Annotated in this window: 26 protein-coding genes; 8 read left to right on the top strand and 18 right to left on the bottom strand. The window is 48.1% G+C overall.

Annotated features, from left to right (window positions below):
• Positions 1 to 9: 9 nt before the first annotated feature.
• Together ACXHJ2_RS03330 and ACXHJ2_RS03325 are read right to left on the bottom strand one after the other, a co-directional pair.
• Positions 10 to 861, bottom strand: a complete 852-nt coding sequence (locus tag ACXHJ2_RS03330; protein ID WP_081317883.1) for a WIAG-tail domain — start codon at positions 859 to 861, stop codon at positions 10 to 12.
• Between the two features lie 45 nt (positions 862 to 906).
• Positions 907 to 2,070, bottom strand: a complete 1,164-nt coding sequence (locus ACXHJ2_RS03325) for a glycosyltransferase family 4 protein (protein WP_165081615.1) — start codon at positions 2,068 to 2,070, stop codon at positions 907 to 909.
• Between the two features lie 206 nt (positions 2,071 to 2,276).
• Between ACXHJ2_RS03325 and ACXHJ2_RS03320 the strand changes: the two genes are divergently transcribed.
• Positions 2,277 to 3,404, top strand: coding sequence for a YheC/YheD family endospore coat-associated protein (locus ACXHJ2_RS03320; protein WP_165081613.1), 1,128 nt, complete (start codon positions 2,277 to 2,279; stop codon positions 3,402 to 3,404).
• 88 nt (positions 3,405 to 3,492) lie between these two features.
• Positions 3,493 to 4,290: an archaetidylserine decarboxylase gene (gene asd, locus ACXHJ2_RS03315; RefSeq protein ID WP_165081611.1), complete on the top strand. Its 798-nt coding sequence runs from the start codon at positions 3,493 to 3,495 to the stop codon at positions 4,288 to 4,290.
• 94 nt (positions 4,291 to 4,384) lie between these two features.
• Here asd and ACXHJ2_RS03310 read toward each other — a convergent pair whose 3' ends face one another.
• On the bottom strand, positions 4,385 to 5,170 hold the full coding sequence (locus ACXHJ2_RS03310) for a helix-turn-helix domain-containing protein (RefSeq protein ID WP_016820055.1): 786 nt from the start codon (positions 5,168 to 5,170) through the stop codon (positions 4,385 to 4,387).
• 180 nt (positions 5,171 to 5,350) lie between these two features.
• Between ACXHJ2_RS03310 and ACXHJ2_RS03305 the strand changes: the two genes are divergently transcribed.
• A complete protein-coding gene (locus ACXHJ2_RS03305; protein WP_013372850.1) occupies positions 5,351 to 6,649 on the top strand; it encodes an aminotransferase class I/II-fold pyridoxal phosphate-dependent enzyme in 1,299 nt (432 codons plus the stop codon).
• Between the two features lie 104 nt (positions 6,650 to 6,753).
• Here the strand turns inward: ACXHJ2_RS03305 and ACXHJ2_RS03300 are convergent, their stop codons facing one another.
• Positions 6,754 to 8,031 carry a sensor histidine kinase gene (locus ACXHJ2_RS03300; RefSeq protein WP_165081609.1) on the bottom strand — a complete coding sequence of 426 codons (1,278 nt, stop codon included), beginning with the start codon at positions 8,029 to 8,031 and terminating at the stop codon, positions 6,754 to 6,756.
• A gap of 206 nt (positions 8,032 to 8,237) precedes the next feature.
• Between ACXHJ2_RS03300 and ACXHJ2_RS03295 the strand changes: the two genes are divergently transcribed.
• The gene (locus tag ACXHJ2_RS03295) at positions 8,238 to 8,354 is read left to right on the top strand and encodes a hypothetical protein (protein WP_013372853.1); all 117 of its coding nucleotides are present in this window, start codon (positions 8,238 to 8,240) and stop codon (positions 8,352 to 8,354) included.
• Positions 8,355 to 8,476: 122 nt separating this feature from the next.
• On the opposite strand, the gene ACXHJ2_RS03290 is transcribed toward ACXHJ2_RS03295, so the two are convergent.
• From ACXHJ2_RS03290 to ACXHJ2_RS03270, 5 genes are all read right to left on the bottom strand, one after another.
• Positions 8,477 to 9,700 (bottom strand): ABC transporter permease, encoded by a 1,224-nt coding sequence (locus ACXHJ2_RS03290; protein ID WP_165081607.1) that lies wholly within the window; start codon positions 9,698 to 9,700, stop codon positions 8,477 to 8,479.
• A gap of 2 nt (positions 9,701 to 9,702) precedes the next feature.
• A complete protein-coding gene (locus ACXHJ2_RS03285; protein ID WP_025674065.1) occupies positions 9,703 to 10,449 on the bottom strand; it encodes an ABC transporter ATP-binding protein in 747 nt (248 codons plus the stop codon).
• A gap of 18 nt (positions 10,450 to 10,467) precedes the next feature.
• Positions 10,468 to 11,859 (bottom strand): DEAD/DEAH box helicase, encoded by a 1,392-nt coding sequence (locus tag ACXHJ2_RS03280; protein ID WP_165081605.1) that lies wholly within the window; start codon positions 11,857 to 11,859, stop codon positions 10,468 to 10,470.
• Positions 11,860 to 11,980: 121 nt separating this feature from the next.
• Positions 11,981 to 12,760 (bottom strand): SDR family NAD(P)-dependent oxidoreductase, encoded by a 780-nt coding sequence (locus tag ACXHJ2_RS03275; RefSeq protein ID WP_165081603.1) that lies wholly within the window; start codon positions 12,758 to 12,760, stop codon positions 11,981 to 11,983.
• A 39-nt stretch (positions 12,761 to 12,799) separates the two neighbouring features.
• Positions 12,800 to 13,258, bottom strand: a complete 459-nt coding sequence (locus ACXHJ2_RS03270; protein ID WP_025365744.1) for a chemotaxis protein CheX — start codon at positions 13,256 to 13,258, stop codon at positions 12,800 to 12,802.
• A 424-nt stretch (positions 13,259 to 13,682) separates the two neighbouring features.
• Between ACXHJ2_RS03270 and ACXHJ2_RS03265 the strand changes: the two genes are divergently transcribed.
• From ACXHJ2_RS03265 to ACXHJ2_RS03255, 3 genes are all read left to right on the top strand, one after another.
• On the top strand, positions 13,683 to 14,585 hold the full coding sequence (locus ACXHJ2_RS03265) for a LysR family transcriptional regulator (protein WP_016820048.1): 903 nt from the start codon (positions 13,683 to 13,685) through the stop codon (positions 14,583 to 14,585).
• A 60-nt stretch (positions 14,586 to 14,645) separates the two neighbouring features.
• Positions 14,646 to 15,455, top strand: coding sequence for a histidinol-phosphatase (locus ACXHJ2_RS03260; protein WP_165081601.1), 810 nt, complete (start codon positions 14,646 to 14,648; stop codon positions 15,453 to 15,455).
• Between the two features lie 192 nt (positions 15,456 to 15,647).
• Positions 15,648 to 16,388: a GTP pyrophosphokinase gene (locus ACXHJ2_RS03255; protein WP_013372861.1), complete on the top strand. Its 741-nt coding sequence runs from the start codon at positions 15,648 to 15,650 to the stop codon at positions 16,386 to 16,388.
• Between the two features lie 6 nt (positions 16,389 to 16,394).
• Here ACXHJ2_RS03255 and ACXHJ2_RS03250 read toward each other — a convergent pair whose 3' ends face one another.
• The 8 genes from ACXHJ2_RS03250 to ACXHJ2_RS03215 all read right to left on the bottom strand — a co-directional run bounded on the left by ACXHJ2_RS03250 (position 16,395) and on the right by ACXHJ2_RS03215 (position 24,348).
• Positions 16,395 to 16,835: an alpha/beta fold hydrolase gene (locus ACXHJ2_RS03250; protein WP_238791046.1), complete on the bottom strand. Its 441-nt coding sequence runs from the start codon at positions 16,833 to 16,835 to the stop codon at positions 16,395 to 16,397.
• A gap of 714 nt (positions 16,836 to 17,549) precedes the next feature.
• Positions 17,550 to 18,158 (bottom strand): GNAT family N-acetyltransferase, encoded by a 609-nt coding sequence (locus ACXHJ2_RS03245; RefSeq protein ID WP_165081598.1) that lies wholly within the window; start codon positions 18,156 to 18,158, stop codon positions 17,550 to 17,552.
• A 52-nt stretch (positions 18,159 to 18,210) separates the two neighbouring features.
• On the bottom strand, positions 18,211 to 18,951 hold the full coding sequence (locus ACXHJ2_RS03240) for a metallophosphoesterase family protein (RefSeq protein WP_165081596.1): 741 nt from the start codon (positions 18,949 to 18,951) through the stop codon (positions 18,211 to 18,213).
• 105 nt (positions 18,952 to 19,056) lie between these two features.
• A complete protein-coding gene (locus ACXHJ2_RS03235; protein ID WP_165081594.1) occupies positions 19,057 to 20,001 on the bottom strand; it encodes a metallophosphoesterase in 945 nt (314 codons plus the stop codon).
• A gap of 67 nt (positions 20,002 to 20,068) precedes the next feature.
• Complete coding sequence (locus tag ACXHJ2_RS03230; RefSeq protein WP_165081592.1) at positions 20,069 to 20,878, bottom strand: AAC(3) family N-acetyltransferase; 810 nt, start codon at positions 20,876 to 20,878, stop codon at positions 20,069 to 20,071.
• A 169-nt stretch (positions 20,879 to 21,047) separates the two neighbouring features.
• Positions 21,048 to 21,815, bottom strand: coding sequence for a succinate dehydrogenase iron-sulfur subunit (gene sdhB, locus ACXHJ2_RS03225; RefSeq protein WP_013372870.1), 768 nt, complete (start codon positions 21,813 to 21,815; stop codon positions 21,048 to 21,050).
• 19 nt (positions 21,816 to 21,834) lie between these two features.
• Positions 21,835 to 23,580, bottom strand: a complete 1,746-nt coding sequence (sdhA, locus tag ACXHJ2_RS03220; RefSeq protein ID WP_019688513.1) for a succinate dehydrogenase flavoprotein subunit — start codon at positions 23,578 to 23,580, stop codon at positions 21,835 to 21,837.
• A 93-nt stretch (positions 23,581 to 23,673) separates the two neighbouring features.
• Positions 23,674 to 24,348: a succinate dehydrogenase cytochrome b558 subunit gene (locus ACXHJ2_RS03215; RefSeq protein WP_025674087.1), complete on the bottom strand. Its 675-nt coding sequence runs from the start codon at positions 24,346 to 24,348 to the stop codon at positions 23,674 to 23,676.
• Positions 24,349 to 24,574: 226 nt separating this feature from the next.
• On the opposite strand from ACXHJ2_RS03215, the gene ACXHJ2_RS03210 reads away from it, so the two are divergent.
• A complete protein-coding gene (locus ACXHJ2_RS03210) occupies positions 24,575 to 25,480 on the top strand; it encodes a LysR family transcriptional regulator (protein WP_058711984.1) in 906 nt (301 codons plus the stop codon).
• A 5-nt stretch (positions 25,481 to 25,485) separates the two neighbouring features.
• Here the strand turns inward: ACXHJ2_RS03210 and ACXHJ2_RS03205 are convergent, their stop codons facing one another.
• Positions 25,486 to 26,163 (bottom strand): potassium channel family protein, encoded by a 678-nt coding sequence (locus tag ACXHJ2_RS03205; protein ID WP_013372875.1) that lies wholly within the window; start codon positions 26,161 to 26,163, stop codon positions 25,486 to 25,488.
• Between the last annotated feature and the right edge of the window lie 2 nt (positions 26,164 to 26,165).

Raw genomic sequence — 26,165 nt, 5'->3', positions numbered from 1 at the left:
ATTTATTATCTATGATGTCCCCATCGCAATCCAGAGAATCCATCCCTCACATATCTGACCCGGTTGTCTGCGTTCCACTGTAAGCACTGCCGAATGCCTCTGTCGTTGTGTGACGGACACTATCACTCCCGGTACGCTCGCATTGGCGGTGATTGCATATTGCGTGTCTATAAAGGGCTTATCAAACACAACGTTCACTTTGCTTGTAACTTCTTGTGCAGAAAGATAAAAAGAAGTGCTGCCAAATTGAGGTAAAGTCACTTCACTGTCAGTAGTCCCGTCATCGGTCACTGAGCCAACATGAATGGCATTCCGACCTAATTCTTTTTCAGTCTGAGAAACTAGATGGGTATCTTGCTCTGGCAAGCGCATTCGCTGCTTTGGACGCTGTCTTCCTTCCGCAATATGAATACTGGTTATAGAGCAATCCAATAACGAATCTTGCTCGGTCTGACCTTCCGTCTTCATAGACGCCATGTCGTGATCCGTTCCGTATTCGGTATCTGAGTCAGGCACAGACAACAGCAGCACAGATGCTCGATTCATCTGCATCGCTTCCTCCAGCGTTTTGGGAAGCTTATGCTTTTTCCATGCTGCTTCCTCTATAGCTTGCACCGGGGTATCCTTCTCTACGGGAACAGGTACCCTTGCCGTTCCACGCTGAGTGGGTCTGGGACTGCCAGCAGGCGAAGCCGTTTTTTCCTTGTTTACACGGGGAGAGGGGACTGTATTGGAAAGGTTACGCCGTGCTATTTTTTTATCCTTAGGGCTATGGTTCGTGCGATGGTTCATGATGACCGCTCCTTTGACACAGGAGTGAACCAGCGGTCGCTCCGCTTCATTCACCCAGGTGGGAATCATGGCCTAATGCCTATGAGATAGCCTATGCACGTAACCGCGACCACGTCACTCAGTTGCGCAGTCTGTTATAAATTGAGCCCAGCGTTGGGCGGAGTGCTGCCATAAAAATCGCCTCCGTACCTCGTCCAGCCCGGCTTCTCCCATTTGTCGCCGTAAGTCGTGCTGCTGGAGCAACCTGGTGATGGCGTCGGCCATTTCCTGCTCACCGCGTGACGGATAAACAAGCCAGCCTGTCTTGCCGTGTTGTATAACCTCCGGAATACCACCGATTCGTGATGCTACCACAGGTACTCCTGCCGCCATGGCTTCCAGATTGACCAGCCCGAAGGCTTCAGCTTCAATAGAAGGAACAACGGCTACATCGGCTAACTGATATAACGAGGCCAATGCCGGATGCGGCACATAGCCGAGGAAGTGCACATGCCTCGCCAACCTTAGTTTACGGATCTGCCGATGCAATGCTGCGGTGTACGACGTGAGGCGGTCGTGACCGTAATAGGCACTCCCTGCTATGAGCAGCAGCGCGTCCGGACAGTTATGGACGATACGCCGCAGAGCCTTTAGCAGCCGATGAACTCCCTTTCCTGGCATCAGTCTGCCTGCATATAACACGATTCGGCGGCCTGACCAGCCGAAATCGTCCAATCGTGCCGACCTAATCGCTTCTGCTGCAGGAGTCCACCGTGGCAGGAAATCGCCAGGATGTATACCCAGCTTGTTGATGACGATGCGTTCTCTGACCGCATCGGGACTGTCAGAGGCCACGATTGCCCCCAAATACGCACTGTTCACAATAATACGATCCATCGACAACAGCAGCCTACCCATGTCCTTCCGTTTGAGGTGAGGCTCCCGGATGAACGTGGTGGAATGCAAAGTCAGCACAATTTTGCTATCGGGCAAAGCCTCGCGAATGGCATACGCAACTGCAGGGCGGTTGTGTACATCTATTACCGCAGGTAACCATCTCTTCAAATCAGCGATTACCTCGGGAATATAACCTGCCCCCTGCGTATAGCGCATACAAGGAATTCCGTCAACATCGCCGTGATCCGGTGTTTCTGCTCCTCTTATGCCATAGATCTGTGCCTGAAGCTTATGGCTAGCCAGCGGTACCATACGAGCAATTACCCGCTCCACTGAACTGCTGCGGGGCGAAGGTATAACAAAAGATCCCGGTGTAATGACTGCTACCTTCAGCCTCTGCATCACCTCACCTACTTTCCTTACCTTATTCCCTCACCCTTCAACACTCATCTTGTATCATATCGTTTCTTGCTCTGAAAGGTGCCTGGCTTATTACTTTGGGCATATCGCAAGGCTAGCGTCCATGCCTGGCCGACCTTTGATACATATGATGGACTAGAATCACAATATGGTCAGTTGGATTGACGATAAGGAGGGCGGACATACTCATGTTGCATGTCGGCGTCATGCTCAACCCGGCAACTTACCGGGGCATTCCCGTCATGAGGACGCGTTATGAATCTATCGCCAATTACGAGGAGGCCGGGTTAAGCTACGAGCTAATCCCCTGCTTTCTTCGTCTGGAAGATATTCATATATCGACCGGAACATGCCGGGCTTTTGTTAAAAACGGTAACGAGTATCGGCAGATGACTCTTCCGTTGCCGCCAGTCATCCACAATCGGACTCTCTATCGGCAAAATGAAAATGCCCGCGATATCAACAGGCTGGTACACAAGGGATTCTATATTTTTAATGAACAAAACCGTTTCGGCAAAGACCATATACATGCAATTCTACAGGAAGATCCTCTGCTACATCCCCACCTTCCCAAAACATTGCAAGGCAACCTGTCTTCCATCCGTACCTTGATGGAGCAAACCGGGGATGTTGTAATTAAACCCAGTAGCAGTAGCATAGGTAGAGGAATTATGCGGTTGAGGCATTCCAGCGGAAGCTGGACATTGCAATGTGCTCATCCAACGATATCTGAACGTTGGTCCACCCTACGGTTGAAGGTCGGAGAGCTCCCTTTATTTCTGCATAAGCGACTGATGCATGTGCCTCATATCGTACAGCAAACCATTCCGCTTGCTTTGTGCGACAATCGTCCATTCGATATCCGTGTGACCGTTCAGCGTGGGTATAGCGGAATCTGGGGGGTGACAGGCATGTTTGCCAAAATTGCTCCATCCCACACTTTCGTCTCGAATGTAGCCCAAGGCGGTACGGCTTGTTCCCTACCAGAGGTGTTATCACGAACAGAGACAGTTCAAAACTCAAACATAGCCCGGCTGATGAATGAGCTAGAGAGACTCTCATTGCAAATCGTCCACCGATTGGCACAACACCTGCCCCGTCTGGCCGATGTCGGACTGGATCTGGGAATTACCCATGAAGGCAAGATTGTTTTTATCGAATGCAATGGTCGTGATCAGCGCTATGGCTTTAGCCAGGCAGGCATGAGTAATGTCTGGAAAGAAACGTACGCTCAGCCAATGGCTTACGCACGTTGGCTTCTCGAACGAATGTCTTCGTCAGGCACTGAACGTTCACCAGGCCGTCCCCTGTATTGATTTACATCACATTCTGTGTCAATATAGTTCAGAGCGGCCGGACAGGTTCCGGCCAAGACGGCTCGGAAATGAACAAGGGGGATCTGTAATGGCAAAACAGTGGCTGCGGCTTATGACGGAGCTATCATCGCGCAAGTGGGTGTGCCGGATTGTGGGCTCCTTCGCGCAAAGCGGTGCAAGCCGACTTTTTATCCCCACCTTTATACGTACGTACCAGATCCAGACGCATGAGGCGGAACAGGATTGGAAAGAATATCGCTCCCTGAACGCCTATTTTACACGCAAATTAAAAGCGGGCATGCGCCCGATTGATACGAACGCCGAGGTGATGACCAGTCCGGTGGATGCACGGATTACTTTTACCGGCCCAATTACGTCTGGCACTCTTTTGAATGTCAAGGGGCAAGACTATACGCTGGAAGAGCTTCTTAATCGCTCTCCGCGTCTTGAGAAGTACACACACGGCTATGCTTTTGTGCTCTATCTCAGCCCGTCAAATTATCATCGCATTCATGCACCGGTATCCGGTACACTGGTAGAAAAGGAGCATCTGCGCGGTAAAGTATACCCAGTGAATGACTTCGGCTTGCAGCATATGAGGGGAGTTCTTAGCCGCAATGAACGACAGATTACGTACATGGCCCACGAATATGGTGAGGTGGCAGTCGTCAAGGTTGGCGCAATGAATGTGAGCAGCATCAAATATACGGATGAACAAGCGACTTCATGGACAAAAGGTGACGATCTCGCCTATTTTGAATTTGGCTCAACCGTCGTTTTGCTAACTGAAAACGGCACATTTGAGCCCGACCCCGCATTGAAGCTGGGGGATGTGGTGAAAATGGGACAACGTCTTGGTAGCTTTCGACACGATTCCAAAGCCTAAATGACAGATTGTAACAAAAGAATGAAAAAGGACCCAGCGTAACTGCTTCGGTCCTTTTTGATTTATCCTTTATATTCGTCATGCGTTAATAGCCTTATCGAATCTCAGACGGACTTTTTCCTGTATACTGCTTGAATTGGCGGCTGAAGAAAAAGATGTCGCGGTATCCCAAAGCCTCCGCCACCTCAGTCACATTCATTCCGGCATGTAGCAGTAGGTGCTGCGCGCGCTCAATCCGCATACTGATAATATGAGATTGCACAGAAACACCTAGCAGCTCCTTGAATTTTATCGAAAAATAACGCGGTGACAGCCCTGCACGTGCTGCCAAATCCTCGACTCGATGAGGAAGTCCCGGATGCTGCCGCACGTAGTTAGCCGTTTCTCGAATGACCTCGGTGAGCTGGTTACTGGCCTGTTGCTCCTGCGGTTCCTTCCGGTCTGCACGCAGCAGATGAATCATCAGTTGCTTTAGGATCAGCCTGCCCTCCTCATCAGCCCCATAGGCACGCTCCAGACGCAGACGGACATATCTGGCAAGCATATGCTCCACCTCGAACGTTTCCTCCAGCATACGGTAGCTGGCTGGTATTTGCTTGGGTTGTTCGGTGAGATCAAAATGAATATAAGTAAGTATGAGCGGCTTTTGCGGATTATGTGTGGCACGGGTATCGTCTCCCGGTTTGAACAGAAAGCAGCTGCCCTTGCTCACCGGATAGGCTTCCCCATTTAATACAACCGTCCCTTCTCCGCTCCATACATAAAATAAATCATAGTTTGGCATCGGCTTCTCGCGTACCTGCCATTTCCAGCCCGGCTCGCACACAATTTTGGCAAAGGCCGGCAGCAGGATAAACGATGACGCAGATGTATCCAGCAAAATCTGCACCTCCTTTTGTTCATCTCTGGTTGTCCTGTTATCCCGTTATTTTATAATATAAGCGCAGCGCCACGATTAAGCAAAAAATACGCTCTTATGCCCCCTAATGCTTGTGCGTGACGCTTACCGTGTGTAATGCTATAATATGTAATCAAAATGACTTGGAAGGATGAAACGGGAATGAATCCACTGGCAGCGCAGTTAAATCAAAACATTCAGACAGGCAACGAGCATGTATATCAAATGCTTTCTCTTTTAGGTAAAGAGATTTATTTTCCAAAAGAAGGGATCTTGAGTCAATCTGCCGAGGCAGGGAAACTTGCTAAAAAATATAATGCTACGATCGGGATTGCTACTGAAGGCAATGGCCCTATGCATTTGGAGGTAATTCAGGAGAAGCTGTCCGCTTATAGTCCCAAGGATTTATATCCTTACGCTCCCCCTGCGGGCAAACCTGAACTTCGTAGCGTATGGCGTGACAAAATGCTGAAAGAAAATCCTTCGCTGGCTGGAAAAGGCTACGGCCTTCCTGTAGTTACGAACGCGCTGACCCACGGTTTGAGCATCGTTGCCGACCTGTTTACGGATGAAGGAGATGCTGTCATTTATCCAGATAAAAACTGGGAGAACTATGAACTGACTTTCGGTATTCGCCGTCATGGACGTTTGGTGAATTTTCCGTTGTTCACAGAGGATCACCGTTTTAATAGTGAGGGTTTACGCGAGGCGCTACTAGCGCAGAAAGAATACGGCAAAGCGATCGTTGTACTGAACTTCCCGAACAACCCGACAGGCTATACACCGGGCATTGAAGAGGGTAAAGCTATTGTCGCTGCCATTCAGGAAGCGGCGGAAGCAGGCATCAATGTCGTAGTTGTGACAGATGACGCTTATTTTGGCCTGTTCTTCGAGGACTCCCTGCATGAATCATTATTCGGTCAGCTAGCCGGACTTCATCCGAGAATTTTACCAGTCAAAATTGACGGAGCTACCAAAGAAGAATTCGTTTGGGGCTTCCGTGTCGGATTTATTACCTTTGCTTCGGAGCATCAGGATGTACTGAATGCGCTTGAACAAAAAACACTAGGGATTATCCGGGCAACGATTTCGAGCGGGCCTCACCCATCTCAAACCTTCGTACTGGATGCCCTCAAATCACCCGATTTTGAGCAACAGAAGAATGAAAAGTTCCAAATTATGAAGGGGCGGGCTAATAAAGTCAAAGCGTTGCTCGATAGCGGAAAATACGGGGATGTATGGAGCTACTATCCTTTCAATTCAGGCTATTTTATGTGTCTCAAGCTGAACGGCTTGTCTGCTGAACGACTGCGCACTCATTTGCTGGAGCAATATGGGGTAGGCACGATTGCATTGGGTGAATACGATCTCCGTATTGCGTTCTCATGTATCGAAGAAGAGTATCTGGAAGACCTATATGACATTGTTTATCGTGGCGCACAAGATTTGTTAAACGCCTAATCTGTCTGTATCAGGTTAAATATATAGCATAACTAGCGGTATGCCAGATATTAAGGCATACCGCTTTTGATTGGCTGACTATTGTCCATTACACGTCCGCACAATTATCCTTCCGCAGCGAGCAGAGATTCCTGTGCCAGTGGCAGGAGGATGATGACCTCCGTTCCGACTCCGGGCTCACTTTCATAGCGTATACTCCCGTTCATGGCTTCAATAATTCGAAAGGAAACGACCGTTCCCAGTCCTGTGCCTACCTCTTTGGTTGAAAAAAACAAAGTACCCACTCGTTCAAGATGCTCCTGGCTCATGCCTTTTCCAGTATCCCTGATACTCAGACATGCCTGCTCTTCCTGAATCGCCAGCTTTATGTATACCCTGCCTCCGTCTTCCGCAGCCTCAATCGCATTTTTCGTCACATGTATTAACGCCTGTAGCAGCTGGTTACGATCTGTATGTATGTAAATTTCATTCCTTAGCTCTGTATACAGCCTTACGCCTTGCTTGGTCGCCATTGGCTTCAGAAGCAAAACGATCTGTTGAACCATGCCAGACAGATCCATCCGTTCTGTGTTTCCAATCTGCGGTCTGGATAAGTTCAGATAATCGCTAATAATTCTTTCAGCCCGATCCACTTCTGCCAGTGCCAAAGCAACATATCTGCGATTTTTCCCTTCTAATCCTGACTGGACCATTTGCAGGAACCCTTTTACGACGGTTAAAGGATTTCGTACTTCATGGGCCATAGAGGCTGCCAGTTCACCCAACGTATTCAGATGCTCGGCATATTTAATTTTTCTTCTCATTTCTTCCCGCTCCAAACTAAACTCCATCCAGAAAGAAGAGGCTCCAATACTTAAAAATTGAATCACACCGAACCAGAGTATTGAACGGATCAGCTCAATCTCATCCTCATCCAGTCTGCCATTGATCCAAGAATGTATTAAAAGAAAAATCAGCATGACCCCAGTAATCCATATACTCATTACCATATTCATGCCCACTCGAAGCACCATGCTTTTGAGCTGCATAAATTTGTTTCTTACCAAGAGAGGTCCCAAATAACACAACATCATGCTCGGAAGCCCCACCACCATAGACTCAGGGCCTACATACATGCGAGCCATTACCATTAGCGTCACATTCATTAGACCTGCCTTAGGACCAAAATATAAAACAGAAAGGATCAAAGGAACATAGCGAAGATCCCAATATAATCCGTACCAAATGTACGAAAACATAAGGCAAAGCACAGAAGAAACACCCAGCACCCCTCCCATAAGCAGCGAGGTATGCTTCCTATGCCGATGATCCGACAAAGCACTATATACGAGTAACGGTACAAACACAAGAAATATGTTCACGAGCAGCTTATCTACCAGCATCTCGTCTTTCCCACTTTCCAAGTGATAATGATTACATACTTCTTCTATTCTCGGTAATACGTACCTTTTCCTCTCTCACTTCGTGTATCAGATGAAAAATATAGGGCGATTCGGCAACACACCAGAACATTGGCCCACGCAATCCAAAAACCCACTTCATAAGATACGATGTATCCTTTATCACAATGACCGAGAGGAGAATGAGCATGGGAGCAGAAGAAACAAGAGGCGGTTACGGTGGTTATGGCGCATTCACAAGCACAGGAACAATTTTGGTACTGTTCATTTTGTTAGTTATCATCAGCAAAACGATCTTCGTTTAAGCAGACGGATATCTGCACCCACGACTACCATAGCAGCGAATGTACAAAAAAAGGCTAATCCGCAGGCAGCTCAGCTTTTGCTGCTTGCGAATTAGCCTTTATTTTATTCACACAGATATAGGTCACACTTCTTCCTCATCCTGTCCGTCCAAACGCCATTTTTTGGCTTGAGTACCACGGAGCAGGAACACAACAAGGACTCCCCCAACCAATATAAGCAATGTAGACAGTAGATCCTCCGTTCCTTTTGCCAGAAAAGGAAGCCACAGCACCACCGCAGCCGGCAACGTCAACCGAACAACAAAGTCAAGAAAAGACGCACGGCGACTATGCGCAGGAATCGGATATAACTGAAGCCACAACGAATCCCTGTGATACTGTCTTAAAGAAGTGATTTGAACACCTATGAGGAATATAAAAAATAAATATACGGCAATACCAATCCAGCTAGCATGGGTGATATATATAATTAACAGACCCAGAATACCTAACCGAATGACAATGCCTGCTGGCTCTGTACGCAAGAACGTCTTAAACAGCAAGTAACGATACGCTCCCCTTCTGTTCCAAGGTATGTTACCACCCAGCCAGGACAGCCAGCGGCGCGGCGTCACTCTCTGCGTAAGGGCAGGCACATCGACAAACCAGCCCAACGTACGCATCACGCGAGCAGCCTGCATGCCCTCTGTGCGGATCAGTTTTTCCCAAGCCACTAGCAGTTTGACCGGTAAACGCAGAACAAGCACGTACACCACGCCAACCAACACGATAAATGGCAAGCTGTGTAGCGGAGGCTGCCATAGCCATGCGGCTACCATCAGCACAGCCAGAACCCACCGCAGGAGACGATAGCCTACACTCCCGCCAATCGATACCATGCGAAGCTCCTGCCAGCCGCCGTAGCTAAATAGCACCTTCAGCAGCACGAACAGCAGCAGAGTCAATAGCAGCGGCTTAGGCGCAGCATCACTGCGAATATACAGCGGCCACAAAATAATGGACAGCAGCAGCAACCCGAATATTTTATATACCACGCCTCGAATCCGGCTGGCCTTGAAATACTGGGGCATCGCGTGCTCCTGGGGACGAAGGAAGACAATATCTGCCTCATTCAAATACGTTCGAAAGCTCGCATGCGCGATTGGAATAGCTACAATAAGCATGATCCAGCGGATGGGCAAATCCGGCGGAATATGCATCAGCAAGGACGTGTACCATGCGGCAAAGGCAATCAGCGAAAAGCCGAAGACCACTGCAAGGCCGCTCTGAATGACATAGCCCAGATAAGGCAGCACCTGTCCCCAAAACGCTAGACGTCTTTCTTTATGCAAACGTTGCAAATCCATGCTCAATCCCTGCCCTGTACCAGCTCATAAAATGCATCTTCCAGCGGCATGCCCGGCTTACCCGCCTGTGCTGTCACTTCGTCCAGCGTACCCTGAGCGATGATGGCACCCTGATGAAGCACAATGAAACGATCGCAATAATTTTCAATCGTGGACAAAATATGAGAACTGAGCAAAATAGACGAACCCGAACGCTTCATCTCCAACATAAAGTCAAGCAGGGAACGAATGCCGAGCGGGTCCAAACCCAAAAAAGGCTCATCTATGACATACAACGGCGGCCCCGCTAAAAATGCGCACATAATCATCACTTTCTGGCGCATCCCTTTGGAGAGATGCATCGACATACTTCCGCTTTTATCCCGCATACGGAACAAGTCCAGCATTTGATCGCTGCGCGTCCGGAAATCTGCTTCGCTGACTCCGTATGCTCTAGCCGTAAACTCCATATGCTCCATCACTGTCATTTCAGGATACAGCTCTGGAGCTTCGGGTACAAAAGCAATAGCTCCCTGATACGCTTCGGGATTCTCATCCTGCTTATGCCCCTGTACGCGAATTTCTCCGGCCTGCGGTGTCATCAGTCCCAAAATATGCTTCATGGTCGTGCTTTTCCCGGCCCCGTTCAGACCGATCAGTCCCACCATTTCTCCCGGCTTCACATCGAGCGAAATCTGATGTAGTACCGGGCGTTTGGCGCTGTATCCACCGGTCAGTCCGTTAATTTGCAACACAGGCTGTTGTTCCATGGCTCCCCCTCTTCTCCCTTACTCGTTCGGTTTTGATCCTTTTTCCTTCAGCCATCTTGGCGCACCCTTGTTTTTACGATCACGCTCGCGCTGTGCCTTTCCTGCTTTGGATAAGGCTGCTCCTTTGCTCTTGCCTGGAGCTGAACCGTTCACGGAATTCCTGCCTGGACGCCCTGCTTCAGTCCGAACAGGTATCTTGCGGTTTTCCGTCACTGTTCCATTGGAAATGGATCTAGTCTCAGATGGCCTTACAGGGGCACGCTTGGCATCCGCCGGGCGCGGCACTACAACTCGACCTCCGTACAACGCACGCTCTGCAATATCGATTCCCAGCTCACGAGAAAACTTACGCATGATGAACGTTTCGCGCTCGGTCACCACCGACACCACCAGTCCTTTGCGTCCCATACGTCCTGTCCGCCCTGCACGGTGAACATAAGCTTGACTATCCGTAGCCGGGTCAAAATGAATGACCATTTCAAGCCCCTCAATATCCAGACCACGGGCTGCCACATCCGAAGCGACCAGCACTTTGAGCTTGTCCTCGCGGAACCGAGCCAACACGTTGCTGCGCGTGACTTTATCTGCATCTCCATACAAGGATGCCGTAGTTAGGCCCATGTGCTTGAGCTTGGCTTCAATTTCCCCGATGGCATTGGTCGTATTTACGAACACCAGCGCTTTTCTCGGATTAAAATGCCGTACCAGACGGCGCAGCATATCCACCTTATCCCGTTCTTCGGATACAAAGTAGTAATGTTCCAGTCCACTGGCCGTCTTCTGGTCAGGATCAATCCCGATTTCTACGTAATCAGGCATCTCCCGTTGTGCCAATGACTGAATTTCATTATTCAGCGTTGCGGACAGGAATACCAACTGACGATCACGTTGAGCAGAGCCCAGTATATGGGTCACATCGCCTGCTCCGCCGAGTTGGAACATCTGATCCACCTCATCGATGACAATAGTTGTTATATTGTGCATCTTCAGCTTTTTCGAAGCGATGAGTTCCCGTACACGTCCTGGTGTGCCTACCACAAGCTGTGGATGATCCTTCAGCTTTTCGATTTGGCGCTTGATTGCCGCCCCACCAATCAGACCTAGTACACGGATTCCACGATGCTCTCCGTAGCGCTGACCCTCACGTACAATTTGCATGGCCAATTCCTGGCTTGGAGCCAGTATCAGCTTTTGTGTAGCCTTTTTCTGTGGGTCAATCGCTTGTAGCAGCGGTAGCAAATAAGCCAGTGTTTTGCCTGTACCGGTTTGTGAGCGCGCCAATACATGCTTTCCCTTCATTATTTCCGGTATAGCCTCTGCCTGAACTGGCGAAGGCTGTGTAATTTCATGCTCGGTCAGTTTGTCTAACAGATCTTGTTCAACGCCGAGCGCTTCAAAATTCAATGTCATGAAAAGGTCCAACCCCTATACGTAAATTCGTTACTCTCCATTATATGCGAAAATAGCCCTGTTACCAAATCACAAAAATAAAAGATGTCCCTCACCACACCTAATGGCTACGGGACATCTATTATTTCTTATTCATCACACCATGCCCCAGCCTGTCGATCAGTCTGGGAGCTAATTGATACAGCTTGAGGAAAGGAGATACCCACTGCGGCAGATTAACCTCCTCCTTGCGGAGCTCCATCGCCCTTACGATATGCTGTGCTACCTTATCAGGTTTTAGCATAAACCAGCCAACATTCCGCACATAACCCCCTGAAGGATCTGCCAGCTCAAAAAACGGTGTATCAATCGGCCCGGGGTTAATCGTCGTTACGGTCACTCCACTTCCGCGCAGTTCTTGCCGGAGCGCATTGCTGAAACCGAGCAACGCATGCTTTGTGGCCGTATAAGAAGCCGATTTGGCTGTCCCGATTTTCCCAGCAATCGATGCTACATTCACAATCTGCCCATCGTTCCGCTCTGTCATTTGCGGCAGAAACGCCTTGATGCAGCGAACAACCCCCATATAGTTCACGTCCATCATTTGTTCAAACTCTGTCAGGTCGGTTTCATTAAAATACTCAAACTTTCCGTAACCTGCATTGTTGAGCAATATATCAACCCGTCCGTATTCTTCCAATACCCGTGCAGCAACAGCCTCTACCTGCTCCTGGCAGGTAACGTCCAATGGGATCAGCTCATGCCTGCCGCTGATTCCCGCAGATACTTGCTTCAATCGCTCCTGCGAACGTGCTGTTAAAATAGGAATCGCGCCCTTTGCGCTCAACAACTGAGCGCAAAGGGCGCCAATCCCACTGGATGCACCTGTAATCACAATTACCTTATCCTGCAATGTACTCATGGTCATCCCTCCACATTAAAGAAACTTACTCCTTTAATATTAAGAGATCATCACCTGAATATCCAGCTCACCGATTCCTTCCACCGAAAGCGGAATACAAAGGGCGCGCTGGGGCACAAAAGTGGTCAAGTTTTCTGATTTCATGACCTGCGGAGGGGTGATATCCACGACAATTCCCTGACTGGACAAAATTGTACTGGCATTGCCACTAATCATATTGCCCAATTCCGAAATTGCGCTTTTGCCCATCTCATCAATTTCAGTCAACACAAATCCGCCCATCATCGCCGATACCATACGTAGCGCCACCTGCTCATTCAGGCCGAACACAATATTTCCGCTAAGCTGTCCGGTCATCCCGATCATAATCCAGATATGGTCGTCCACCAACTCGACATTTTTCACACCGAGATTTCCGGGTAAAGGAGAAACTTGGATCAATTGTTCAATGACCCGTCTCGCCGACTCCAAAAAAGGATTTATCACTTCTGCCTTCACGATCATTGCGCCCCTTTACGATGGGCTTTTAGACACACAACAAAAGTCCCATTTAAATTTGAATTTTTATTTAAATAATGCTGGATAACGACTCAACCTGCAATAAAATACTCTCTCTATCACTTATCGACAGCAGTCCGGCAATTTTTTATAGCTAAAGCACAAAAAATGTGAATAATGTCCTATATCTTTACTACAAGCCGAATCTAGACTGGTTATTTTTAAAGTATATCAGGACTTTAGTCTTTATTCCCCAATATACCACACTTTACGGTGTACTGCTTCGATTCATTGCCCTTCCTGCTCGAATAACCTATAATCTAATGAAATAAAGCATAACGATGGTTTTACATATAAACAAGTAGATTGGCTAAACTCAGTTTATACAGCTGCGACAAGCTAAAGAAAAGAGAGGAGGAACTTCATGAACATCAGTCAACTTGAAACACTTATCATGATTTCCAAAACGATGAGCTTCCGTAAAGCCGGAGAACTTCTCAATTTGACGCAGCCGGCGGTGTCCGCCCAAATCAAAAGTCTAGAGGATGAGTTCAAAACCATTCTGATTGACCGCAACCAGCCCGTCACCCTGACCGACCGGGGAGTTGTTTTTTTGGAACACGCCGAGCGCATATTGGAGGTTGTTGAGGAATTAAGACAGAGATTGTATGACTTGAACGAAACACCGCAGGGTCACATTGCGCTGGGTACCACAACATCCATCGCCATTCAAATTTTACCGCGTGTGCTCTCCTACTTTCAGGATCAGTTCCCTCTCATCAAAACCTCCATTCAATCCATGGCCTCCTCGATGATCTATCAGCAGGTGGAGAACGGACTTATTGATGTTGGTATCGGGTATCTGATCGAACGTAATCCCAATCTAAGCACTTCAGTCCTGTATTATGATTCTTTTGAACTTGTCGTGTCTCCTACACATCCGCTGGCCTCGCAACCACACGCTACTATTGAAGCCCTTCGGGAAATTCCGCTCATTCTGCTCTCTCCCGATACGGTAGGACGGAAATTCGTGGACGATGTTTTTAAAAAGCACCAAATTGTGCCCCATGTCGTGATTGAGTTGTCCAGCAGTGAGGAAGTCAAACGGATGGTCGAAATCAATCTCGGAGCTGCCATAATTTCCAGACTGTCAGTCACTTCTGAGCTGCGTACAGGCACATTAAAAATGATCCATATTCCCGAGCTGGAAGTTAGTCATCCGGTAGGGGTGATTTATAAGTCCGGCCGTTATCTAAACTCAGCAATGCAGCAATTTTTGAGCGATCTGAAGGGGATGCCGGAGACGAATTTCACCAGTTCTGAATAACGTAATTCGCTATGAACAACATACACAATATAAACCTTGGTTACGAAAGGAAGACAGTCCATGAAATTTGATCTGCACACCCATCATTTCCGCTGCGGTCATGCAGACGGCAACATTCGGGATTACATCGAAGCAGGTATTCAATCAGGCTTACAAGCTATTGGTATTTCCGACCATTCCCCCTTCCTATGTAGCGAAAAGGATCAGGCTTTTCCTAAAATTTATATGGCCAAGTCACAGCTTGCTGAATATGTAAAAGAAGTACAGGAGCTTAAGAAGGAATACGAGGGCCGTATTGACGTGCTCCTTGGATTGGAAACGGATTATTTCCCTGATTTTGTTGAATTGTATCGTTCCACTTTGGCTCCTTATCCATTTGATTACCTTATCGGGTCGATTCATAATGTCGAAGGGGACAGCATTTTTAACCGCAATCGTTGGAAAAAATTAAGTGACGCTCGTAAAGTCGAGGTCAAACAAGCCTACTATGCGCTCATTCAGCAATCTGCGCGAAGCGGCATGTTTCAGATTTTAGGTCATATTGACGCAATGAAAGGGAACTTCCCTGCCTTTTCAGACATTCCTGCCGATGAAGCCATTGACGAAACCTTGCGAGTGATTGCGGAATCCAATGTGGCGATTGAGATTAACACTTCAGGTAAAACCAAGCTGAGTGGCGGATGGTATCCCTCTGCTTCTATTTTAGAAAGAGCGCACCATTTTGGTGTGGAGGTCACTTTTGGTTCGGATGCCCATAAGCCTTCACGGGTAGGCGACGATTGGGAAGACGTAAAAGCGATGCTGAAGGATATCGGCTTCCAGGAATGGGTTTATTTTAAAGAAAAACGTAAAATTCCTGTGGCGCTTTAAAATGTATTAAGGGTGGGAATCGCTGTTGCAATGGGATTCTTGGGAAACCCTTATATAGGGTAACAATCCCATTGCAAAGGCGAACACTAACGCTTCTCCAGATTCAAATCCTCGCTCTGCTACCAATCGCCTTAAAACCGTACAACCCCACTATTTTAAATAAACAACATCTTTGTGTGAGGAGAATTACATATGCAATTGGAAGATCCTATGGACAAGCTCAAAAAGCTAAAGCATGACATCACGCGATTTATGCTCATCTATAAGTTTGCACTCGACGAAATGGAAACCAAGATTGAAATATTAAAGCAGGAATTTCAAGCGCTGCACGATTACAGCCCTATTGAGCATACCAAATCACGCCTTAAATCTCCTGAGAGCATCATGAACAAAATGCTTCGTAAAAATAGTGAGTTATCGCTGGATGCTATCAAAGATTCTATCAAGGATATCGCGGGCTTACGTATTACTTGCTCTTTTATTTCTGACATTTATGATGTCAGTAACATGCTTCAGAGACAGAGTGACCTCAAGGTGCTGGAAATCAAGGATTACATCAAGAATCCCAAGCCGAACGGTTATCAGAGTCTGCATTTGCTGGTTCAAGTTCCTGTATTCATGTCGGACTGTGAGGAACTAGTCTGCGTAGAGGTGCAGATTCGAACCATTGCGATGGATTTTTGGGCAAGCCTGGAGCATAAAATCTTTTATAAATACAACCAGTCTGTTCCCGAGAGTCTGACACGTGAATTAAAGAACGCAGCGGATTCCGCTAATGCGCTGGATCTGCAAATGGAACGTCTGCATCGTGAAATCAAGGAGATTAAAGATGCCAGAGGTGAAGAAGACTCTATGGAAGAGCTTCGAAAGATTATGATTAATAATCAGCAAATTACGGTGCCAGCCAATTTTTTGAAGCTTCTAGGGGAATAATTTTAATCAACCAATAGCATGTTTATTCAAAAATTGAAGAATAGAATCATTGATTAAAATGGGCTGTTCTCTAAGCATGTGCGGTCGATGACTACAACCCGGAGCAACTAGATAACGTGAATCTTGGACCCATGAGCATAATTTCTGAAGCTGCTCTTCTGTGGCAAAGTCGTCATGTTCACCAGCAATAAATAATGCAGGGCACGTAATGCGGCTTAACTCATTACGTGTCAATTGCGGATATTGGCGCCAATCCTGGGCGCTCTGACGCATAAATTCCTGCCAATTACCTTGATGCGCTTCCTCATGGCGTTCCATCATTTGATGGATCATTTCATAACATTCGTTTTGGATGAGCCACTCCGGCTCAAACTCATCTGCCCCCTCAGGACATGCGACTCCACTACAGCCAATAACGAGCACATGTCTCCATTCGGTATTAAACATTCGTGGTACATGGATACGTCCAAAGCCCAGTCAGAGGGATACTCCTTTCTCTCCCTAAATGAATGGCTTCCAGAGCTGGTAACCAGCCTGAACCGTACCTATGAATTATAAAAAAAGAGGACCCGAAGCTTCGGGTCCCAGCAATTTATATGATTCAAAGGGGGTCATGTCTATGTTGTACCCAGTCTATATTAAAGTAGTTTTTCAGTTATATTTCATTTTTGTAACAAAATGAAATATAACTGAGCGCAGCCAAGGCAAGAAGGCCGCTCACCGCCACAGAAATAGAGAATGCCCTGATATAATCGGACAGATTAGCATCTGAAAAGCGTGTGATTGAGCGAGGATAAGAACAAGATACCGATCAAAGCGACACCCAACGAATTAGCCAAGTACATAAAGGTCGTAAACAAGCCTGAACCCGTTCCTGCCTCTTCAGCCGATACAGCACAAGGGCGACATGGGCCAGTGGCGTTGTGGTCATCCCGAGACCTAGACTCTATACACCTAGTAGCATGATATTTTGAATATGACATAGCCCTTCTTTCCTGATTGGTTCTAACTATAGGATAACAAAAAAAGAGGACCCGAATGATCGGGTCCCAGCAACATATATTATTCAAAAGGGGGTCATGTCTGTATTGTACCCGTCCTGTGTTAGAGTTGTTTTGCAGTTATATTTCATCTTTGTAACAAAATATTCCAATGTTATTTCTACGCATAATCCCCTTGGGTCAGCGAAAATACCAATACACTCGGCACCTCTCCTGAGGGATCATAGGCACCAATGGTGCGCAGCAGGCGCATCTTATTTTTCATAAGCACACGCATAGAAGCCTGGTTATTCTCTTGGCAACGGCTTTCGATCCGCTTGAGCTTCAAAGACTCGAAACCAAATTTCAGCATTTCTCCTACGACTTCTGTAGCCAGTCCCTGTCCCCAAAAAGGCCGATCCAGAATATAGCCCAGTTGTGCCTCACCCGTTCTTTCATTCCATTGCTGAAAAGAAACAATACCGAGCAACGATGAGGAGGACCGTTCGTTGAATTCATCATGCAGATTGCTCTCTCCTGTATTTCTCCGATGCCATTCCACCGCAAAATGTAGGGAGTCCAGTGAGTCAGCTGATATTTTAATTTGCGCAACCAGGCGTCTCATTCTTGCATAGACTGGCTTGCGAATTCGATTCACATATTGGATTACCAATGGATCGGATAAGATCCGCTCCAGCGCAGGATAATCCTCCGCTTTTAGCTGGCGCAATCGGACTCGGCGAGTGTAAAGCTCCGGCAATCCGAGACGAAGCATTTCTCTGGTCAGCACAATGTTCCCTCCTGCGGATGGATTCTGCTTTTAGCCATGCATATTTCCATACTTAATCCAGGTCCTGAATTCCCCGGTAAATTCCGGTACGCAGCTCTCGAATATAATATGCCAAAGAAGGCACATCTGCCTCCTCTGCTTGTTTTACTGCCAATTCTATATCATAGGGTACTCGTACAAAATGAATGGAAAAAGGCGTGAGCTGCTCCTCTCCCCATCGCCCCTCTAAAATGCAGTAGGAAGCCTGGGTAATATCCAACGGATTCCCGATACTCCCAACGTTAAAAAGTGTTTTTCCCTGGAAATGCTGGATAAAGGCATTATGCACATCCCCATATCCCACAACCTCTGGAGCAAAAGGTACTTTTCCACTTTCTTCAGCTAGCGGATCGAACATGGCAAGCCTTTTGGCTGGCTCATCCCATGGCTGTACGCGGTGATACACACTTTGCGGCGAGGCATGCACCAAGCGGATACGACGTCCGCTCATTCTGAAATCATAATGAAACGGCAACTGTGCCAAATACTGCACTCGGTCTGCACCCAAACGTTCGGCTTGCCAGCTAAAATTGAGATCATCCGTTATGCTAACCAGCTCATCCCAATTGCCCCGAACGACGACTTCACAATGTTGACGGATAGCATCCAGAACCTCGCACGGGCTAGGCCCTTTGCCGATCAGATCCCCCAAACAAAACACACGGCTGATGCCTCGGGAAGCAATATCCTCCAGCACCGCCTCACAAGCAGGCCAATTGCCATGAATATCTGAAATGACAGCAATACGATCCATCTGAATCTCACTCCTTTGTCCGAAACGGCTACATCTCTACACTACATTCAAGCCAACATTATGTAGTTCCAACATATATGATGAAGATGAAAAAAAGATCATGACCTATTGGCCAGATTTTAACGTAATAACACTAAGCTCCGGTCTGCACAGCACCCGTATTGGCAAATGTGTCATACCAATGCCTCGGCTGACATACAGTGGCATTCTATCCGTTCCCACATGAAATAATCCCTGAATGTACTTGCGTCCACCAGGGGGCGGCATCGGTGCTCCAATGACAGGCAAACGTACCTGTCCCCCATGTGTATGTCCTGACAATTGAAGATCAAAGGACATTTGTGCCGCCACATCTGCATAGTCCGGCTCATGCATCAGTAGCAGCTTGCACATCTCATCAGGCAGTCCGTGGATTGCACGCTGCGGATTGGGCTTGCCCATGATGTTATCCTCCAAGCCGACGATGGCCACACGTTGTCCCGCGCGCTCTACAACCGCATGCTCATTTCTCAGCAGTGTAAATCCGGTTTTTGGATATAGCTCCTGAACGCCGGCGGGTAAGCCTCTATAATCATGATTGCCCAGAATAGCAAACTTACCAAGGGTAGCGTGCATGGAAGCCATAACTGGAACAGCAGCCTTCATCGATACGGAATAATCATCTACAATATCGCCTGTAAAACAGAGCAAATCCGGCTCCAGACCTGCTATTCGGTCCGCAAGCTCGCTCAGATCCTGCTCATCCATGTGAAACCCCAAGTGCACATCGCTGAAATGCACCACCCTAATTCCGTCAAATGCAGACGGAAGACGAGGGAGAGACAAGTTGAAGCGTGTAATCTCCAAATGATTAGGCTCCCATAAGGAGGCATATCCTCCAGCCAATAGTGCAGTTCCTGCTGTGGCTAAAGCCGCCTTTTTCAAAAAACGGCGGCGGGAAGGATTGGCTGGCTCATTTGATAAGGAACGCCGCGAAGAACCGGGAGGGATAGTGGCCTCCTGATGTGGGCCATCCTGACTCTCGCGGCGGATTTGCGACATCTTCTTCATTATGCGTTCCCCCTTGCGTTCTGTCCTTTCTATCTCATTTCTCAGCACTTCCTACTGTCCAAATGCTTTAGCGATGAGTGGACAACCACTGCTCTGCATAGTCAACCAAATCTCGTTGCCTTGCGAAAAAACATGAAGCCTCTCCAATGTTCACCCGCATAAAGGATGTGGGACATTCCCGTTCAAAATCAAGTCCCAACTGCTCAAAATCATCCGAGGTAATATTATAATCCTGAAAAGACACCCACGTTTTGGCCCCATCCACCATCATAGGGGCTTGATGCGTGACAACTTCACGTCCATTGTAGGCTGTTCGATATTCTGCCAAATGTAAGGAGGTGTTGCTGTCATGTCCGCAGCCCAGCAGCAGTACATAGGCATCTGCCTCATACAGCTTTGCCAAGGGCGAATGCTCACCCAGTCCAAAATCAAGCTCATGCGCTTCCAGCAAGCCTATAGCAGCAGGTCCACGCCCCGCCAGAGAAACGTGCGGGTGCCCGCTGCGCACTGTTCCCGGCAGGCCACGGAACGTTTCTACAATGACGCCCATCCCTCCGGTCAGCGTCCAGGCCGGATCATAAGCGGGCATTTCCTCGCGGACCAGTTCCCACCACGACTCATCCAGAGGCGGGTTCATCCAGGTGGACGGATCTGTCAAGTCGTGTGACTGTGTTGGCATCACCAGCGTCCCTTCCCGGCCAATCGCTTCGGTTAATGCGGCAAGAATGGTGGAGGCCCCGCCTGGAACAAAGCGCCCAAAGCTGCGCATCGACGAGTGAACAAGCAATGTCATGCCGCTCTGAACTCCCAGCTCCTTTAATCCTTTCATTACATCCGACCTCGTGACAGGTCGATTCGTTATCGGTTGCACAGTCACCTGTCCAGCCTCCTTTTCTCCAAAACGATACACAATATTATAATTATACCATAAGTGCTGTCCCTCGCTCCTTCCTCCATGTTACCCTCCATCATTCCTGAGCGCAAAAAAACAGGCTTTCTCCGGTTGGGAAGAAGCCTGTTTGAGTACAACCTATGGGCTGGCTCTGCTACACAGTCAGCCAGCGCTTAAACATATGCTTAGTCGTTTGCTTGTTCATTTCGGCAATAGAAGTTGTCAACGGAATGCCTTTCGGGCAAGAGCGTACGCAGTTTTGCGAATTACCACAGCCTTCTAGCCCGTCGTCCGTCATCAATGCATCCAGGCGCTCTTCCTGATTCATTTCCCCTGTCGGATGGCTGTTAAACAGGCGAACCTGAGATATCGCCGCAGGACCGATGAACGTCGTCTTCTCATTGACGTTCGGGCATGCTTCCAGACAGACACCACAGGTCATGCACTTGGACAGCTCATACGCCCACTGACGCTTTTTCTCTGCCATTCTAGGACCCGGTCCCAGATCGTAGGTACCGTCAATCGGAATCCACGCTTTGACCTTCTTGAGCGCGTTAAACATCCGGCTGCGGTCAATGACCAAATCCCGTACTACCGGGAATGTACTCATGGGCGCAATCGTAATCGGCTGCTCCAGCTTATCGACGAGCGCTGCGCACGCCTGACGTGGCTTGCCGTTAATCACCATAGAACAAGCTCCACATACTTCCTCCAGGCAGTTTGACTCCCAGCACACTGGAGCCGTCTCTTTACCTTGGCTGTCTACCGGGTTACGCTGAATTTCCATCAGCGCGCTGATCACGTTCATTCCCGGTCTGTAGGCCAATTCAAATTCTTCCGTATAGGAACTAGCATTAGGCTCATCCTGACGAGTAACCACGAACTTCACTGTTTTATTCGACTTCACTGCTTGCTCCGACATCTAAATACACTCCCTTCTGTTATTTGCTCTTGGAATAATCTCGAACACGCGGCTTGATCAGTGAAACGTCGACCTCTTCATACGAAATTTGTGGTCCTTCCGGTGTCCAATCTGCAATCGTCGTTTTCAGATAATCTTCATCGTTGCGATCCGGGAAGTCCGGCTTGTAATGGGCCCCCCGGCTTTCGTTGCGCAGTAGCGCCCCTTTGGTCATCGCTTCAGCCAGTTCCATCATATTCCACAACTGTCGTGTAAACGCCGCACCCGCATTATTCCAGCGCGAAGCGTCATTAATGTTAATGTTCGAGTAACGCTCCTTCAGCTCCTTGATCTTGTGAATCGTAGCTTCCAGCTTGTCATTATAACGAACCACGGTCATATTGTTTGTCATCCACTCACCCAGCTCTTTATGAAGAACATAGGCATTTTCTTTTCCGTCCATATGCAAAATGCGCTCATACTTCTCCGTCTGCTGATGGACTGCGGCATCAAATACCGAAGAAGCTACATCCTGTGCAGACTTTTTCAAGCCCTTGATATATTCCACAGCCTTTGGTCCAGCCACCATCCCACCATAAATGGCCGATAGCAACGAGTTTGCACCCAAGCGGTTCGCTCCGTGATACTGGAATTCACACTCACCAGCTGCGAACAGACCCGGTATATTTGTCATTTGGTTATAATCGACCCACATGCCGCCCATTGAATAATGAACAGCCGGGAATATTTTCATTGGGATTTTACGCGGATCGTCGCCGACAAATTTTTCATAAATCTCAATAATGCCGCCCAGTTTTACATCCAGCTCTTTCGGGTCCTTGTGAGACAGATCCAGATAGACCATGTTCTCGCCGTTAATACCCAGTCCATCATCAACGCATACGCTGAATATTTCACGTGTCGCAATGTCGCGAGGGACCAGATTTCCATAAGCCGGATATTTTTCTTCAAGGAAATACCATGGCTTTCCGTCTTTATACGTCCAAATGCGACCACCCTCTCCCCGTGCCGACTCGGACATGAGACGCAGCTTGTCGTCACCAGGTATAGCCGTTGGATGAATCTGTATAAACTCACCGTTCGCATAGCGAACGCCTTGCTGATACACTGCACCGGCAGCCGTGCCGGTATTAATGACGGAGTTTGTGGTTTTACCGAAAATAATCCCGGGACCACCAGATGCCAGAATAACGGCATCCGCTGCAAAAGTCTTCACTTCCATCGTACGCAAATCTTGCCCGCAAATCCCCCGACAGATGCCTTCATCATCCAGTACAGCCTGTAAAAACTCCCAGTTCTCGTACTTGGTCACCAAACCCGCAGATTCCCAGCGTCGTACCTGCTCATCGAGAGCATACAGGAGCTGCTGTCCTGTCGTCGCACCAGCAAAGGCTGTGCGATGATGCTGGGTACCGCCAAAACGGCGGAAATCCAGCAGTCCTTCTGGTGTCCGATTGAACATAACACCCATACGGTCCATGAGATGGATGATTCCCGGAGCCGCTTCGCACATCGCTTTTACCGGCGGCTGGTTTGCCAGAAAGTCACCGCCATAGACTGAATCGTCAAAGTGAATCCAGGGCGAGTCTCCCTCACCTTTGGTATTTACCGCACCGTTAATGCCACCTTGCGCACAAACGGAGTGGGATCTTTTGACCGGAACCAAAGAAAATAAATGAACGTGGACTCCCGCCTCTGCCGCCTTGATCGTAGCCATTAGACCTGCCAGACCGCCGCCCACGACAATAATATTGGATGCTGCCATTTCTGCTCACTCCTTCTTTTCAGGATTTGTACTAAATCCCCTTTTACCATTCAAAATAGAATCTCAACACGATGTATAATTTAAATAACTCGTTTACAGTAGCTGTTTAAAAGCGCTGCAATGCACCAAGGCTGTTGCCGTTTCTTGGAATTCCGCGCTACGGAATGCAAGCAGGGAAGCAACGAAGCCGATCGACACCACCACGAACAGGGTCATACAGATATAGGAAGATACTTTTTGGGCACGTGGTCCCACGGTAATCCCCCAACTGACCATAAATGCCCACAGTCCATTAGCAAAGTGAAATGATGCCGAAACGACACTGATTAAATACAAAATAAAATAGACTGGGTTCGTCACTATGCCATGCATTACGCCGCCTAGCTCCTCATGAGTGACATTACCCAGGGCCACCTGAAAGCGTGTGTCGTATACGTGCCAGATAATAAATACAAACGTAATGACGCCGGAAATACGCTGGAACAAAAAGCGCCAGTTACGCGAATAGCCAAACCTTTTAACATTCGGATCAGCCTGATAAGCGATATACAAGCCATAGATTCCGTGGAATAATAATGGCAAGTAGATGAATAACGTTTCTAACACAATAACCAGCGGCAAACCATTCAGGAAGGCCACGCTGCGATTAAAACCTTCCTTACCGCCCTCCACCGCTGTGAAGTTCGTCACCAAATGCTCAACAAAAAATAGAGCCAACGGAATGACGCCAAGAAGTGAATGCAGCTTTCTGGAATAAAATCCTCTCATCTAGGTCATGCTCCCTTCTCCCAATAATAGCGTTTTCAATAGTAATATAACATATAAAATGACAGTTCCCGACAGGGAATGTTCAACAAGGTGTCCCTTATAAGGAAAAACAAAAGTGTGAACATCTTGTGTCGCTTTCATGTTACTCCTTTTCGGCTTATAATGGAATTGCAATATACGTATTAATTATTATGTCTTTTTTGCATATAGAGAGGAAGTGGAAGATTTGTTTGAGGATTTGAACGCTTTTGCCGTCGTTGTCGAGCAGTCCAGCTTGAATAAAGCCTCAAAACTGCTGAATTTGTCCCAACCCGCCCTGTCTCGCAAAATTGCCAAGCTGGAGGAAGAGCTGGGTGTCCATCTCTTTGATCGTCGGGGCAAACGGCTCGAAATTACATCAACTGGCCGATTTGTATATACTTTCGCGCTGGAGCAACGGCAACGTCAGCTTCGCTTCTTACAAAAGCTGTCACAGCACAAAAATGAAGCCCAGAGCATGCTTACTCTGGGCGCAAGTCTTACGACACTCCAAACGACGTTGCCTACCCTCGTCGAGGCTTTCATGAGCAAGCATCCTCAGACTGAGCTAAAGCTGCTCACCGGCAAAACGCATGAAATCGTCGCCTTTGTACGCGACAAAAAAGCAGACGCCGGCGTTGTCGGGTCTGCCATTCATGAAGCTGGATTACGCTGCATTCCGTTATTTGACGATCATTTGGAGCTAGTCGTCCCCATCGGACATGAATTAACTGTCAAGACAGGAACGGCTTCAATGAAGGACCTGCAAGGATTGCCGATGATCATTTTCTCCAAAGGAACCTGGTACCGCAGCCTGACGGATGACTTGTTCCAGCGCAGCGGCATTATGCCGGATATCCGCATGGAAATCGACTCCTTCGAGGCGATTGTACGCCTGCTTCCAACCTGCAAGGCATCCGCTTTGCTGCCCAAATCCTACTTGCGCAGCGAACTGCTGCGAGATAATGGACTTACTGCATTGTACTTGCCTGATTTGAAGGAGACACGCCGAACGACCTCCCTCATATACTCAGAAACGGCCGATCTCGGCCCGACAGCACGACGCTGGATTAGCGAGACACGTGCATCGTTTGCAGGCTACCGTATGGTGTAGAGAATTTAACCCTCTTCATTGACATTAACGACCTCATCCTCAAAGCGGCCGATATTGTCATTGGAGCCGATAATGACCATAATATCGTCTGCTTTCAGCCGATCCATAGCTGTCGGCGCGATCAAGATACCATTCGCCGTATGAAGTGCCACGATGCTGCAACCAAAGCGAGTACGAGCATTTAATTCTGCTAACGTTTTGCCATTCAGACATGCAGGCACATTGAGTTCCACAATGCTGTATTCCTTGGACAGCTCCAAATAATCGAGCAGATTAGGCGTGACCAGCTGATGCGCTACCCGAATACCCATATCTCGTTCCGGATAAATGACTCGGTCCACCCCAAGCTTCTCTAACGCACGCCCATGCAGTACAGATATAGCTTTGGCTACGACTTTTCTCACACCCAGCTCCTTCAGCAAAATGGCGGTCAGGATGCTTACCTGAATATCATCACCAATTGCAACAATGCCGCAATCGAAATTACGGATGCCCAGTGACCGCAACGCATCCTCATCTGTAGCGTCCGCCACGACAGTATGTGTCAGGATCTCACTCATACTGTCTACAACATCCTCATTCCGATCAATGCCCAGCACCTCGCACCCCATATCCACCAATTGCAAAGCCAGGCTTGAGCCAAACCGTCCCAGGCCAATGACTACAAACTGCTGCGTTTTCATAT

The organism is Paenibacillus sp. ALE3, from assembly GCF_054113405.1.
The sequence above is the reverse complement of the archived record's forward strand: the minus strand, read 5'-3'. Positions and strand labels throughout refer to the sequence as shown.